This is a genomic window from Halorubrum sp. AD140, from assembly GCF_034497445.1.
Classification (GTDB): domain Archaea; phylum Halobacteriota; class Halobacteria; order Halobacteriales; family Haloferacaceae; genus Halorubrum.
Genome location: NZ_JAXRUU010000010.1, coordinates 1 through 13,817, shown reverse-complemented (window position 1 = coordinate 13,817; position 13,817 = coordinate 1). Strand labels below are relative to the sequence as shown.

General features: G+C 62.2%; 13 protein-coding genes and 3 pseudogenes. 11 read left to right on the top strand and 5 right to left on the bottom strand.

Features of this window, described 5'->3' with window-relative positions; translation table 11 throughout:
• Positions 1–330: 330 nt before the first annotated feature.
• A complete protein-coding gene (locus tag U4E84_RS18960) occupies positions 331–1,290 on the bottom strand; it encodes a tyrosine-type recombinase/integrase (protein WP_345785495.1) in 960 nt (319 codons plus the stop codon).
• 610 nt (positions 1,291–1,900) lie between these two features.
• Positions 1,901–2,662, bottom strand: a complete 762-nt coding sequence (locus U4E84_RS04175) for a hypothetical protein (RefSeq protein ID WP_322530841.1) — start codon at positions 2,660–2,662, stop codon at positions 1,901–1,903.
• 63 nt (positions 2,663–2,725) lie between these two features.
• Between U4E84_RS04175 and U4E84_RS04170 the strand changes: the two are divergent.
• Positions 2,726–2,896, top strand: a pseudogene (locus U4E84_RS04170) (transcriptional regulator TrmB); the annotation flags it as partial.
• A gap of 30 nt (positions 2,897–2,926) precedes the next feature.
• Here the strand turns inward: U4E84_RS04170 and U4E84_RS04165 are convergent.
• Positions 2,927–3,334 carry a MarR family transcriptional regulator gene (locus U4E84_RS04165; RefSeq protein ID WP_322530886.1) on the bottom strand — a complete coding sequence of 136 codons (408 nt, stop codon included), beginning with the start codon at positions 3,332–3,334 and terminating at the stop codon, positions 2,927–2,929.
• A 94-nt stretch (positions 3,335–3,428) separates the two neighbouring features.
• Between U4E84_RS04165 and U4E84_RS04160 the strand changes: the two genes are divergently transcribed.
• The 10 genes and pseudogenes from U4E84_RS04160 to U4E84_RS04120 all read left to right on the top strand — a co-directional run bounded on the left by U4E84_RS04160 (position 3,429) and on the right by U4E84_RS04120 (position 12,884).
• On the top strand, positions 3,429–4,781 hold the full coding sequence (locus tag U4E84_RS04160) for an FAD-dependent oxidoreductase (RefSeq protein ID WP_322530840.1): 1,353 nt from the start codon (positions 3,429–3,431) through the stop codon (positions 4,779–4,781).
• Positions 4,778–6,028 carry a M20/M25/M40 family metallo-hydrolase gene (locus U4E84_RS04155; RefSeq protein ID WP_322530839.1) on the top strand — a complete coding sequence of 417 codons (1,251 nt, stop codon included), beginning with the start codon at positions 4,778–4,780 and terminating at the stop codon, positions 6,026–6,028. Before U4E84_RS04160 ends, U4E84_RS04155 begins: the two co-directional genes overlap by 4 nt.
• A 92-nt stretch (positions 6,029–6,120) precedes the next feature.
• Complete coding sequence (locus tag U4E84_RS04150; protein ID WP_322530838.1) at positions 6,121–6,339, top strand: DUF2892 domain-containing protein; 219 nt, start codon at positions 6,121–6,123, stop codon at positions 6,337–6,339.
• 2 nt (positions 6,340–6,341) lie between these two features.
• Positions 6,342–6,723: pseudogene (locus tag U4E84_RS18955) on the top strand (hypothetical protein).
• A 128-nt stretch (positions 6,724–6,851) separates the two neighbouring features.
• Positions 6,852–7,088, top strand: coding sequence for a sulfurtransferase TusA family protein (locus U4E84_RS04145; RefSeq protein WP_322530837.1), 237 nt, complete (start codon positions 6,852–6,854; stop codon positions 7,086–7,088).
• Positions 7,085–8,230 (top strand): FAD/NAD(P)-binding oxidoreductase, encoded by a 1,146-nt coding sequence (locus tag U4E84_RS04140; RefSeq protein WP_322530836.1) that lies wholly within the window; start codon positions 7,085–7,087, stop codon positions 8,228–8,230. The genes U4E84_RS04145 and U4E84_RS04140 overlap by 4 nt, the downstream gene beginning before the upstream one ends.
• A gap of 2 nt (positions 8,231–8,232) precedes the next feature.
• Positions 8,233–8,850, top strand: coding sequence for a DUF1641 domain-containing protein (locus U4E84_RS04135; RefSeq protein WP_322530835.1), 618 nt, complete (start codon positions 8,233–8,235; stop codon positions 8,848–8,850).
• Positions 8,851–8,934: 84 nt separating this feature from the next.
• Positions 8,935–10,053 (top strand): annotated as a pseudogene (locus tag U4E84_RS04130) (aminotransferase class V-fold PLP-dependent enzyme).
• A gap of 394 nt (positions 10,054–10,447) precedes the next feature.
• Positions 10,448–11,896: a cytochrome ubiquinol oxidase subunit I gene (locus tag U4E84_RS04125; protein ID WP_322530834.1), complete on the top strand. Its 1,449-nt coding sequence runs from the start codon at positions 10,448–10,450 to the stop codon at positions 11,894–11,896.
• Positions 11,889–12,884, top strand: coding sequence for a cytochrome d ubiquinol oxidase subunit II (locus U4E84_RS04120; RefSeq protein WP_322530833.1), 996 nt, complete (start codon positions 11,889–11,891; stop codon positions 12,882–12,884). The genes U4E84_RS04125 and U4E84_RS04120 overlap by 8 nt, the downstream gene beginning before the upstream one ends.
• A 145-nt stretch (positions 12,885–13,029) precedes the next feature.
• Here the strand turns inward: U4E84_RS04120 and U4E84_RS04115 are convergent, their stop codons facing one another.
• Positions 13,030–13,251, bottom strand: coding sequence for a HalOD1 output domain-containing protein (locus U4E84_RS04115; protein WP_322530832.1), 222 nt, complete (start codon positions 13,249–13,251; stop codon positions 13,030–13,032).
• 6 nt (positions 13,252–13,257) lie between these two features.
• The coding region (locus U4E84_RS04110) for a DsrE/DsrF/DrsH-like family protein (protein ID WP_322530831.1) at positions 13,258–13,817 on the bottom strand (560 nt) is incomplete at its 5' end.

Genomic DNA, 13,817 nt, shown 5'->3' with positions numbered 1-13,817 from the left:
GGGCGGATTGAACCGCCAGCCGAAGCGGACGCAATGGAGCTCAGAAGATGATTGAGAACCCTCGGACCAAGCATTTTGGTCAAGCTTTTGCCCGACGCGAACCCCGACGCGGGAGGGGTGAGCGAGGGGAAAAGGTTGGGGTTCCAAATCCTGCAGCGCCGATCCCCTCGCGGGTTCTTTGGAATCCAGAAGACGCGTCGTGTGTTCGAGTGAGACCTGAGGTGTAAGACGAACCCTTGACCGCCGGAATCGGGTGAGGGCCAAGCAGCGCTTATGACGCAGTGCCATTCCGAACGGCTCCGGTGAAGTCTGTCAGTCGTTCACTCGTCCCTACATATTGAATGCGTCTTTACGCAACTCTCGCTTTTGAGTTGCGTCACGGATGTCGTAGTGTTTTGACATAGTTGATTTGGAAGTATCAACACGCTGACTTAAGAGCGTAGGGTCAGTCCCATCGTCCAACCAAGCGGAGATCGATGATCTACGGATATCGTGTGGTGACACGACACCGTCACAATGGGTAATCGGGTCCGACCCGCACACACACCCAGCATCGACACGGCCGCAGGCAGTCAGCTTGTAAATCCTGGACCGTATCGAGGATCGCGCGATACGACCATACTGAGTCGCAACCAAGGGTTCCCTGCTGTGAGAGTCTTGCACCCCTGGACGACGATCGTCAATCCACGCCCGCAACACGTCAGCCACCCACCCGTGTAGGTTAATCTCGCGTTCCGACCCGCCTTTGTTCTTCAACGGAGTGTCGGTTTCCGGTCGATGAACCATATTCATCCACTGGTCACCGGTGTGGACATCACCGACATCTAACGCGCGCAAGGCTCCGATACGGAGTGAAGCTGTCCATAAGAGCGACAGTATCACGTGATTGACCGATCCGTAGTGGTATCGCTCCAGGTCATCGAGAATTGATGCAACGCGGTCCGGATCAATATCGGTGTCTCGTGACCGGCCGGACCGTGTTGGAAGCACGACCGAATCGGGAAGGGACTCCTCAACCCACCCCATTCTGTGTGCGAAGCGGAGGAGCAAGCGGAGCACCCCAAGCTGGTTGTACATCGTATTCGAATTCAAGTCCTGCGAGCGATACCGGCGGAACCGGGACACGTCGATCGGGTCGAGATCCTCAATGTTGTCAACATTACCGGCACCCCCACACCACAGGCGAAACTGCTTCAATTGGTAGCGGTGGTTCTGCAACGAACTGTCTGAGAGTTCGCTTTGTCTGTCTGTGAGGTACGCGTCAATCGCTTCGGCAATCGTTACAGGCATGGTTTCTCTGTGCCTGAAGGGTGGCGTAGGAGCGAGCACGTGGTCTCTGACGCGAGGCTCTGCTGCCTTCACCAGCGTTCGGAAGCCCGGCAGGATCCGTCCGTCGAAGACGCAACGGAATCCCGCCCGGTACCGAGAAGTCGGCGGTGAGACGTGCAGGACCGAGCGACGGAGGAGCGAGGGACGAACGTCGAATCTCATTAGAGTTGACCGTCGCAGCGAAGCAAGACGTGTCAACTCTAATGTAGGTTCGAATCCGCCCCAACCCATACGTAGTACGCACGGTCCGCAACCGTGTGAATTCTTCACTTCAGACCATCTACCGCCCGAATAGTTATTTCGCCGGGTGTTTTCGGGGGGGTCGGAAACTTCCTAACTCATCCGGTCCGCGTATGCGGGTCGCCTCCGTCCCGGAATCCGGTTATATGACTCCGTTCGATCCGCAAATATCTGGTGCCGGCGCGTCCGTCGAACCGCCGGTCGGATCGGCGGTTCAGAGCCGTCTTTCCCGATCGTTCGCAGTCGCGGTGTGTCGGCGCTCGGCGGCGTACCGAACGGGAGTCTGCCGCACTCGTCTCCGACCGCCGTCCCGCGCGTCGCCGGGAGGGTCTCAGAGCGCGCGGCGAAGTTCGGCGTCGATCCGGTCCAGCACCGAATCGGTGTCCCCGCCTGCGCGGGCAGTCTCTCGGAGCGCGTCGAACGCGTCCGCGAGCCCGGCGACCCGGTCGGCGTCCAGTTCGGTCGGGTCGATCACCGGGGCGCTCTCGAAGTCTCCCGGTTCGGCTTTCTTGAAGCCCCCGTCGAGCGTGCGGTAGTGCTCGCGGAAGACGTCGGCGAAGACGCCGCTGTTCAGGTACGCGAGGAGCGCTTTCAGCCGTCGATCGGTCAGGCCGATGTCGTACAGGCCGTAGCAGGCGTTCGTGTTCCGGACGCCCGCCTCGTTCAACACGAATCGGAACCCGTCTCGTCCGGCGCTTTGCACCAGCACGCGGGTCGGGTCCTTACGGGGCGGACGGTACCAGTGCGGGCGCGCCTCGAACGTGGTCGTGTCCGTGAGGTCGTGCTCGGTGATTCCCGTTCGCAGGTACTCGATCAGGTTCGAGTCTCCTCTCTCGTCGGTGGCGTCCTCGACGGAGCGTGCGTCGTCGGTCGTCGACCGCCGCGAGAATGCGGCTATCGTGTCCGGCACGCCGGAGAGCTCGTCGGGGTCCAGCAGCCAGACGTCCTTCCCGTTCGTCCTGGCGGTCTCCCAGTCCGACGTCCGGTAGTCGTACCCGTCGATGTGACTCGGTCGACGGACGATGCGGGAGGGGTGCGTCTCGTCGAGTCCGGCGTCTCTGAGCTCCGGTTCGGACTGGCAGAAGAAGTCCACCTTCCCGGTGGTGGGGCCCCGGGAGACGGTGACGAAATCCCCGAGCGCGGGGAGGTCGTCGGTGTCGACGTCGACGAGGCGGACCTCCGGGAACAGGCGGCGAAGTATGGCCTCGAAGACGAGATCGACGCCTTGCTCCGCTACCTCGAGACGCACGGCGAGGTCGACGACGACCGACTCCCGGAGTGGAACGAGTTCCAGGAGCTGGCGGCTGACTACGAAATCGAAACGTAATCAGGAGCCGTAAGCGAGTCGATTCCGAAGTTACGCGTCGTCCGGACGTGGGGCGTTCTCGTACTTGACCATTTTCTCGGGCTTGTCGGAGATCGTCTCGTAGATCTGCTGGAGGGTCTCCTCCGCAGTGAGCAGGTTATGATCGTCAAGGAACTCACGTCCCTCCACAGTGAGTCCGTAGAACTTCCAGGGGTAACCCTGCCGGCGCTGATCGTCGTCGAGTGGGACTTCCCTGACGATGCCAGCGTCGATTAGCTTCTGGATGTGTTTGTAGACGGTCGCCTCGCTCACGCTGGGATTGAGCTCCTCGAGTTCGTACATCGAGGGGAGCTGTTTGGGGTGCTGGAGGATGTTGTTGATCAACGCGAACCGTGTCTGCTGCGTCACGAAGTGGACAAGTTCGCGGGCTTCCGTAACTGCGCCAGCTACAGGGTCGATTTTCGAGTGAGATCGCTCTGAGCATCCGTGGAGCCTCTAGTAATATTGTGAATACCGCGAAATACTTTTGACGCCACCGCACCAACACCGAGATATGAGCGACACCTTCGTGGTCGTTGGCGGTGACGCCGCGGGGATGAGCGCCGCGAGCAAGGCCAAGCGCGAAGACCCGGAGCTGGACGTCGTCGTCTTCGAGAAGGGCGAGTGGGTCTCCTACGCCGCCTGCGGGATGCCTTACTACGTCAAGGGCGAGGTCGAAGACTTGGAGGACCTCGTCACCGTGACGCCCGAGGAATTCCGCGACGAGCGTGACGTCGACATCCGAACCGGCCACGAGGTGGTCGGTATCGACCCTGAGGGCGAAACCGTCACCGTCGAGCGTGATGATGAGACGTTCGACCAGCCCTACGATCATCTCCTCATCGCGACGGGCGCGAGCGCTATCGTACCGCCGTTCGACGGGCTCGGCCTCGACGGCGTGTTCACGATCCACGCCATGAACGAGGCCGACGCCATCGAGAACTACGTCACCGAATACTCACCGGACTCCGCAGCTATCGTCGGCGGCGGGTACGTCGGCATCGAGATGGCCGAGGCGCTATCGGCGCGCGGCGTCGACGTTCACCTCTACGAAATGCTGCCACACGTCCTCCAACCGTTCGGCGACGCGGTAGCCGAGGTTGTCGAGGACCACCTCCGCGAACAGGGCGTCCAGTTGCACCTCGACACTGCAGTCTCGGGCTTCGAGGGTACGAAGCACGTCGAGCGCGTCGTGCTCGACGACGAGTCCCATCCCGCCGACGTCGCCATCGTCGGCGTCGGTGTTGAACCGAACACCGATCTCGCGGCGGACGCCAGCATTGAGGTGGGCGAGACCGGAGCCATCGCGACCGACGAATACGGGCGGACGAACTACGAGAACATCTACGCTGCGGGCGACTGCACGGAGGCACGCAACGTCGTGACCGGCGAGCCGGAACACGTACCGTTGGCGTTGACTGCCAACCGCGCCGGCCGTGCAATCGGCCAGACCGTTGTCGGCGACCCGGAACCGGTCGGGGAAATCGCCGGAACGGCCATCGTCAAGGCGTTTGACCTCGGCGCCGCCCGGACGGGTATCCTCGACGAGGAACGGGCACGGGACGCGGGCTTTGACCCCGTCTCAATAACGATATCGGCACCGACGCGGGCTCACTACTACCCCGATGGCGCAGAGCTCACGGTCACGCTGGTGGCTGACCAGGAATCCGGCCGGTTGCTGGGCGGGAGCGTTGTCGGTCGGGAGGGAGCGAAACGGATCGACACGGTGGCGACGGCGGTCACGGCTAGTATGACCGTGACCGATCTCAAGAACGTCGATTTGGCATATGCACCGCCGTTCAGCCCCGTCTGGGACCCGATACTCACCGCGGCGAAAGTCCTCGAGGGGAAGGTAGCGGACGAATGAGCGACGCTACGCCGTCCGAGTACGTCCGAGCTCATCGACAGGAACTGGTCGGGCTCACCCTCGACCTTCTCGCGATTGATACGTCGAACCCGCCCGGCGACACGCGTGATATTGTCGCCGAAATCGAACAATTCCTCGACCCGCTTCCGGTCGAAGTGGAGCGTTTTGTAGCTGATCCAGCAAAGCCGAATCTGCTCGTTCGACTACCGGGTGGGTCTGATCACACACTGCTATATAACGGCCACCTCGATACGGTGCCGTTCGAAGCAGAAGCCTGGTCCCACGCTCCACTTGGCGAGCGCGTCGATGAACACGTCTATGGCCGCGGTGCAACCGACATGAAAGGTGCCGTGGCGTCGATGCTGTTCGCAATTCAGGCCTTCACAGCCACCGACACAGAGCCACCTGTCGACCTCCAATTCGCGTTCGTGAGCGACGAGGAAGTGGGTGGTGACGCCGGCTTGCCAGCGGTACTGGACGCTGGAGATCTCCACGCTGACGCATGCGTGATTGGCGAACCGACCTGCGAGAAAGGCCGCCACTCGGTCACAGTCGCGGACCGGGGCAGCATCTGGCTGACGCTCGAAGCCAGCGGCGAAGGGGCTCACGGCTCCCGGCCGGTACTCGGCGTCAATGCTATCGACCGACTCTACGACGCGGTCGAGACTCTACGCGAGCGGTTCGGCACCAAGCGGCTCGAGATCGCCGCTGACATAGTTCCGATCGTCGAGGAGTCAGTCGAATACTACGCCCCATCGATGGGCGAGGATGTCGCTCGAGAGCTGTTCTGGTATCCCTCGATCAATCTCGGCGTCCTCGAGGGCGGGGACGCGATAAACACCGTCCCGCAGTCTGCACGCGCCGAAGTTGACGTGCGACTGACCGCAGGTGTTCACACGCCCGATGTACTCGCGGAGATTCGAGAGTGCGTCGCCGACTGCGAAGGCATCACGATCGCCGACGTCTCATGGAGCGTCGGGACGGCCGAAGCACCCGCCAGCCCACTCGTCGAAGCCGTCGCGTCGACCGCGGAGGAGGCCACGGGCGATCGTGTCTTCAGGCGGAGCGCTACGGGTGGTGGCGACGCCAAGAAACTCCGGAATGCTGGCATCCCGACCGTCGAGTTCGCACTCGGAACCGACACCGTCCACGCGCCGGACGAGTACGTTCCGACGGACGTACTCGTCGACAACGCCGTCGTTTACGCTCAGCTCCCAGCACGGTGGCAGTCCCAGCTCGGTCAGTAACGCCTCCAGTCCGGCGGTTGTGCCGGACTGCTCGGGTGGTGCGGGGAATCCGACGGGAAAGACTTAGGTGATAGTATAGTGTATCTGTGGGCATGGAGAACAATATTGGTACGACAGACAGACGAATCCGGATCGTCATCGGGGTGGCTTTGGCGGCTGTCGGGTTGGCCTCACTCGGGGGGCTGCTTGGAGTTGGGACGGTGGTTGGCACAGCGCTAACGCTGCTGGGTCTCGTTCTCGCCGGAACTGGGCTCGTTCGAGTCTGTCTCCTGTACCGCCTGCTGGGAGTGGATACCTCGGGATCCACCTAGGGATGGGACGCTTCCAGAGTACTGGCCACCCCGACTGGGACTGGTGGAGCAAACTCTGGCCGACGCCCGGAACCTGACTGGCGCCCTTCCCGACTCAGTCAGCACGCTCGTCGTGGCAAACACGTTTCGCGGCGTCGACGACCAGTCGGAGTTGATCGAGCGGGCGTTCCAGGTGACCGAACCCGGCGGAAGCCTGATCATCGTCATCTGGCAGGATCGCCCACGCGAAACGACGACTGTCGGAACTGAACCGCGGGGCCCCCCACGAAACTCCGGGTGACGCCGAGAGAGACTGAAGACGCCGTGCTTCCCACCCCTGCGTTCACGCTCGACCGCCAGGTCGAGCTGCCTACGTATCACTATGCGCTGGTATTCGAGCGGTGAACGCGCTTACTCGACGATTTCGAGATGATCTCTCGGTTGCCTATTCCACATTCACTTGTTTTCAGGAACTTGGAACTTACACACAATACTAATACGTAGCAGTTCCAACTACTGTCTGTGACCTCTCAATGACTGAGATCGAGCCTGACGCCACCGTGGACGCCAGAGGCGCAGCATGCCCCGGCCCATTGATGGACCTCATCGGCGAGATTCGGAGCGCCGAATCGGGAGAGGTGATCCGACTGCTGAGCGACAACGGCCAGTCGCTCACCGACGTTCCCGAGTGGGTCGAGGAAGCAGGCAACGAACTACTGGCGGTCGAAAAGCGCGACGACCACAACGCGTTCTACGTGGAGAAAACATGACCGAGCACGTCGTCATCGTCGGTGGCGGGACCGGTGGGACCGTCCTCGCGAACGACCTCGCCGACCGACTCGAATCCGAACTCGACGCCGGCGACGTCCGCGTCACGCTGATCAACGACGACCCCGACCACGTCTACAAGCCGGTCTGGCTGTACGTGCCGTTCGGCCAGCGCGAACCCGACGACGGCCGTCGTCCGCTCGAGGACCTCGTCGACGACGCCGTCGACCTCCGGATCGATCGCGTGTCCGACGTCGACACCGAGGCCCAGCAGCTTCAGTTCCACGGGAGTGTCCCATCAATCAGCTACGACTACCTAGTCCTGGCGACCGGATCGACGTTGGAACCCGATCGGGTTCCGGGTCTCGCAGAGGGCGGTCACGACTACTACAGCGAGTCGGGCGCGACCGACCTGCGCGAGGAACTGCTGGCTTTCACCGAGGGCGACCTCGTGTTGAGCGTCGTCGGGACGCCGCACATGTGTCCGGCGGCACCACTGGAGTTCGTCTTCATGGCCGACGACTGGCTCCGCGAACGCGGCCTCCGGGAGGACGTCGATATCACGTACACGTATCCGATCCAGCGCGTCCACGGCAACCCCCACATCGCCGAGTGGGCTCGCCCCCTCATGGAGGAACGGGAGATCCAAGTGGAGACGTTCTTCAACGCCGAGTCGATCGATCCCGAGGCGGAGAGTATCACGTCGATGGAAGGGACCGAACTCGACTACGACCTTCTCGTGACGATTCCGCCCCACGGCGGCGTCGACTTCATCGAAGAGGCGGGTCTCGGCGACGACGGCTGGGTCGACGTCGACAAACACACGCTCGAGGCCGAGGCCGCCGAGAACGTCTACGCGCTCGGCGACACGGCCGACACCGGCGCCCCGAAGGCGGGCAGCGTCGCCCACTACCAGGCCGGCGTCGTCGGCCAGCGCCTCGCCAGCGAGATCCGCGGCCGCCCGGCGACTGCGACCTACGACGGAAAGACGCTGTGTTTCCTCGAGACGGGGATGGACGCGGCGTCGTTCGTCGAGTTCGACTACGAGAAGCAACCGTCGCCGGCGCCGCCGTCGGAGAAGCTCCACTGGTCGAAGCTGGCGTACAACGAGTCCTACTGGCTGACTGCACGAGGGCTGCTCTGACCATGTCTGAACCGCAGAACTCCGAGTTGGAGGCGGCGATCGAACGGAACCCCGAGGCGGTCGCCGAGTTCGTGGAGCATCTAGACGCGGTAAACGAGCTACTGGACGTGCTCTCGCTGGGCGAGAGCGCGCTCAACGACGAGATGGTTCGCGAGCTCTCGGCCACGGGATCGTCGCTCGTCGAGTCCGCCGACGGCCTCGCGACGGACGAGACCGTGGCACTGGCCAAGACGGTTGGGGAGAACGGCGACGACCTGCGGGAGGCCCTCGAGACGTTGCTCGCGCTTCAGCAAAGCGGGACGCTAAACGAATTGGCCGAAATCGCGGAGGTCGGATCGCTGGCGACCGCGGCGCTCGACGACGAGATGGTCACGTCATTGGCCGGTACCGGTGCTGCGGTCGGCGAGGTCGCGCAGACGGCCGCGGACGACGATACCCGCGATGGCATCCAAACGCTGCTGGCGAGCGTCGGTGAAGCGGAGCAGAGCTCCCCCGACCAGGTCGGGGCCGTCGGCCTGCTGCGCGGATTACGTGATCCGGACGTCCAGTACGGGCTGGGCTACCTGCTGGCGCTTGCGGGCGCACTCGGCCGTGCGCAATCCACCGAGAACTCTCACTAGCCGGTCTCTTCGGGGCGGTCACCTCCCAGTCGATGTCGACGGAGCGTGACCGAGCCAGATTGTATTGTATAGTCAGACAACGAGATGACTCCCAAAGAACTCCGCGCCGACACGCCCGCCCTGGACGAGGACGTCTACCTGAATTTCGACGCTCACGGGCCGAGCCCTCAGTACGTCGTCGAGGCTGCCGACGAGTTCGTGCAGTCACACGAGTACGAAACGAGCACGCGAAGGGACCCCTACGAGGTGGCGTTCGACGCCTACGACTGCGTGCGGGAGCGCGTCGCCACCTTCGGCGGTGCGGACGACGACGAGATCGCGCTCACGGAGAGCACGACCGCGGGTATCAACGCCGTCGCGACCGCCATCGACTGGGAGCCCGGCGACACCGTCGTGCGGACCGACCTCGAGCACCCGGCCGGAACGCTCCCGTGGCAACGCCTTGAACAGGAGGGCGTCGAGGTTCGCGTCGTCGAGACGGAGAACGGCCGCGTCGACGTCGACGCCTTCGCCGAGGCCGTCGCCGACGCGCGCCTGGCCTGTTTCAGTGCCGTGACCTGGACGCACGGCACCCAATTGCCCGTCGCTGATCTCGTGGACATCGCTCACGAAGCTGGCGCTTTCGCGCTCGTCGACGCCGTACAGGTGCCGGGACAGCTCCCGATGCACGTCGGCGAGTGGGGGGCGGACGCCGTCGCGGCGGCCGGCCACAAGTGGCTGTTGCGGCTGTGGGGCGGGGGCTTCCTCTACGTCGACCGGAGAGCTGCTGACTCCCTGCAACCCACTACAGTTGGGTACCGAAGCGTCGAGACGCCGACTGCAGACCCCTACGATTTCGCAGCCGGCGCTCGCCGTTTCGAGGTCGGCTCGGCCAACCCGGCCCCACACGTCTCCCTGGCGGAAGCAATCGTGGCGATAGATGAAGTGGGAGTCGACCGTATCGCTGCCCGGATTCAGGAATAGGTCAGCGGGCTGGCCGATGGAATTCCAGACAACCGGCTTCTCAGTCCAGCGGACCCCGAGTCGGGACTCGTGACTATCGACGTGGATGACCCCGAAGGGACGGTCGACCGACTCGCGTCGGAGGGAATTGTCGTTCGCACCTTGCCGGCCCCGGACGCCGTCCGGGCGTCGGTTCACGCGGTCAACACTCACGCTGAGGTCGAGCGGTTATTTGATGCCCTCGGATCGGAGTGGATTTGATTTTTTCAATGTACACCTCTCTGTTGGACGCACACCTACGTTAATGGACACTGACTAAACAGGCGGCTGATTGTTGGCTAAGCAGTCCCCCCGTGACGAATCATTATCGTCTGTTGCTGCCGGCGAGGCGGGAGTATCTGGGTTCCCACCGTCGACCTGGCCACTCATCCTTCCGATGGGACTGATTTTCTCGTCACAATATCGGTTTTCGTCCCCTCAACCGGTCACTTCGCACTCTATCTCTCATTCTTCAAAACTAATATGATAATATATGTTGCTGAGTTACCGAAGAACTATAATAAATTTTGGTTCTACAAATATAGTTTTGTGCTGAAGTTCGCAAATTGGGACTCGCCTGACGACTTATTAGGCAGTGTCTCGTAGTATTTCCCGCATGGGCCCAACAACACTGTTGTCCGCCGTCGACTTGGGATTGGTAGCGTTGCTCTCTCCAGAGACTGCGAGCCGGATGCAGTTCGGATGGACGATCTCTGTTCACATCATCTTCGCGTCTCTCTCGATCGGGCTCGCACCATTCATTATCTACTTCACTTGGAAAGACGTGCGGACGAACGAGCAGCAGTATGCGCGATTACGCTCGTTCTGGGTGAAGGTGTTCGCCGCCGGCTTCGTGATGGGTACAGTTACGGGGATTCCGATGAGCTTTCAGTTCGGCACGAACTTCCCACAATTCGCCGAGGTGGCCGGTGAACTGATTGGTGGCCCGCTGGCCTTCGAAGCGAAGATGGCGTTCTTCTTGGAGGCCGTCTTCCTCGGCGTGTTGCTGTACGGCCGCGACCGCGTTGAAGACCGAACGTATGTCATCTCATCGGTACTCGTCGGCGTGGGCGCTTGGCTGTCGGGGTTCTGGATCCTAATCGTCAACGCTTGGATGCAGACTCCACGAGGCTACGAGATGGTCACCCGCAACGGGATGGAGGTCGCCAAACTGACCGACCCGTTCACCGCGTTCCTCACTCCGCGAATGCCCTGGATGTACGTCCATATGATGAACGCGTCGGTGATATCGGTTGCACTACTAGTCGCGGGTGTCTCGGCGTACATCGTATGGAAAAAGCCCGACACTAAAGCATGGAACACCGCTCTCAAGCTAGCTGTCGTACTCCTGATCGTCTCCGCACCGTTCCAGGCGGTCCATGGCGACGCCTACGGTCGCCACGTCGAGGACACACAGCCACAGAAATTCGCCGCAATGGAAGCCCACTATGAGACGGGGCAGGCCGACCTGCACTTGGTCGCGTTTCCGAAGTCCCCCGAAGCACTCACTGACCCGCGAGCCGAGAACCTCGTCACTGTGAGCCTTCCCGCAATTGGGTCGTTCCTCGCCAGCGGTGGGGACTTCGACGCCGAGGTCATCGGACTGAATGAGTACGAGGAGAATCCCCCCGTAGCACTCGTGTTCTGGTCGTTCCGCTTTATGGTTGGGCTCGGGTTCTTGTTTATTGGGCTGGCGCTGTGGGGCGGGTACCTCACGTACCGCGGGCGGCTGTCTGACAGCACACGCTACCTGAAGGCGATGATCGCTGCATCGCCACTTGGTTACGCCGCGTTGCTCACCGGCTGGTACGTCACCGAAATCGGCCGACAGCCGTGGGTCATTCAGGACGAACTCAAGACGAGCGAGGCGGTGTCATCGACGCTCACCGGGGCCGAGGCGACACTGACTCTAGTCGGGTTCGTCGTCGTCTACGTCGGGTTGGTGTTGACAGCCCTGTACGTTTTGAAGTGGCTAGTCCGGAAGGAACTCCAGGCACTCGGAGTCCGAGCGTCGAATGAAAGCCGCTGGCGTGGTCCGATCCCGTGGGTGAGCGAAGATGACTGATCAGTTGATACCTGTTGATACCTACCTCGTCGAGTCGCTGCCGGAGATCTGGTTCGGCGCAGTGCTGTTCGCATTGGGAATGTACGTCGTCCTCGATGGCTTCGATTTCGGAATCGGAATGCTGTATGCGACCCGAACGGACGAACACGAGCGAGAGACGTTACTGTCGGCGTTTGGCCCGGTCTGGGACGCGAACGAGGTGTGGCTGGTCGCATTCGGGACGATGCTGCTGGCGGCATTCCCGCGCGTCTACGCTCGTCTCCTCGCGGACAATTACCTGCTCGCAATCGGGTTCGTCCTCGCATTGGTGTTCCGGGGACTCGGCCCGGAACTTCGCGAGCAGCGTGATGACGAACGGTGGAAGCGATATACCGACTACGCCTTCGTCGGCGGCAGCGTTATCGCGCCACTGCTGTTCGGGATGCTTGCCGGCCGTTGGCTGTTCGGCACCGCAACGCTGCCAGTGGTGCTGACCGGCGTTGGGCTGGTCGCCGTCTCGATCGTCACTGGTGCGGCGTTCCTCGCGGCCAAAACCGAGCCCCGCTTGGCTGCGGAACTGCGTGTGTACGGTGTCGGCGCAACACTGGCGTACCTTGTTGGGGTGATCGTGCTGCTTGGAACTGTTGTCCTTAGCGATGCGGGCGGCGCTGCCGACACGGTCCTCTCACTTCCCGTGGCTGCAGTCGTCGCCCTCTCGGCAGCCGTGGGGCTGGGTGGATGCCTGCTTGCCCTACGCGGCCAGTACCGGGCCTGGCTGGCGAGCGCGTTGGCCCTCCCCGCACTGTTGACGATTTTGATCGCAATTCTGCTCTATCCGACGATCTATCCGTCAACCGGGCTGCTGGTTAGAGAAGCAGTCGTATCGCCGCTGGCGCTGAATCTCGTGACTGTCCTCGGGTTTCCGGTGTTACTGCTGGTACTATGGTACTTCAAGTTCCTCTATGGCGTCTTCAGCGGCCCAATCGAGGGTGAGGGCTATGAGGGCTGACATCCTCATGACCTGCCCTTGCGGAACAACTTGGGCAGGCATACACATGGCTGGTCTCATCGCCGAGCATCCGGTGAAACCAAACGGCGCCGCTGAGGCGGTTTTGGTGAAGTACGGGGTATGGTGAGAGAAATGACGGTCTGCTTCAGTCGACCTGTACACGACCGCTGTCGTCGACGATGACGTCGTGACCACGATACGCGAATCGAACTTCGAGGTCAGACGCCGTCGAATGCTCGACCAACCGGTCTATTGCATCCGGATCGACGATCTCGGCTAGCGGCGGCTCGAGCGTGACTGGCTCGACGCCCTCCGCCTCCGCGACGGCCTCGACAATCTGGGGAATCGGATTCTCGAGTTCGTTCATGGAGGATTAGACGAGGAGTTGGATGTCGGCGTCGGCCATGTCTTGGAGGGCGGTCGCGGCGCCGACGCCCGTGGTGACGCCGTCGTAGAAGTCGTCCTCGTCGTAGTCCATCAGGTCGATGGTCATCTGACAGGCCTGGAACTCCACACCCATGTCGAGGCTCGTCTCGATGAGTTCCTCGATGGTGGCGGTGTCGTTGTCCGCGATCTTCTTCTCCATCATCTTCGTCGTCACGCGGTCCATGCCGGGGAGCACGGCGACGGCGTTCGGCACGGGCATGTTGGGGTTGCCGACGGAGCTGAGTTTGAGGTTCTTCGAGCGTTCCTCGTGGAGAATGTCGAGCCCCCAGAACGTGTGGAAGACGGTCACGTCGTAGCCGAAGGCGGCGGCGGTGCTGGCGAGGATGAGCGGCGGGTACGCCATGTCCAGCGTCCCCTTCGTCGCGATGATGCTCATCTTCCGTCTGTCGTCCTCGCTGGTGGCTTCGGCGAGCGCCTCTTCGAGTTCGTCGACGCGTGCGGCCAGCTCAGCATGCGAGGGCGCGTCGTCGGTCGGCGCGTCGGGTG

Coding starts and splice junctions, on each gene's coding strand:
- U4E84_RS18960 (WP_345785495.1), bottom strand. CDS start 1,290: ATGCCTGTAACGATTGCCGAAGCGATTGACGCGTACCTCACAGACAGA.
- U4E84_RS04160 (WP_322530840.1), top strand. CDS start 3,429: ATGAGCGACACCTTCGTGGTCGTTGGCGGTGACGCCGCGGGGATGAGC.
- U4E84_RS04155 (WP_322530839.1), top strand. CDS start 4,778: ATGAGCGACGCTACGCCGTCCGAGTACGTCCGAGCTCATCGACAGGAA.
- U4E84_RS04150 (WP_322530838.1), top strand. CDS start 6,121: ATGGAGAACAATATTGGTACGACAGACAGACGAATCCGGATCGTCATC.
- U4E84_RS04145 (WP_322530837.1), top strand. CDS start 6,852: ATGACTGAGATCGAGCCTGACGCCACCGTGGACGCCAGAGGCGCAGCA.
- U4E84_RS04140 (WP_322530836.1), top strand. CDS start 7,085: ATGACCGAGCACGTCGTCATCGTCGGTGGCGGGACCGGTGGGACCGTC.
- U4E84_RS04135 (WP_322530835.1), top strand. CDS start 8,233: ATGTCTGAACCGCAGAACTCCGAGTTGGAGGCGGCGATCGAACGGAAC.
- U4E84_RS04125 (WP_322530834.1), top strand. CDS start 10,448: ATGGGCCCAACAACACTGTTGTCCGCCGTCGACTTGGGATTGGTAGCG.
- U4E84_RS04120 (WP_322530833.1), top strand. CDS start 11,889: ATGACTGATCAGTTGATACCTGTTGATACCTACCTCGTCGAGTCGCTG.
- U4E84_RS04115 (WP_322530832.1), bottom strand. CDS start 13,251: ATGAACGAACTCGAGAATCCGATTCCCCAGATTGTCGAGGCCGTCGCG.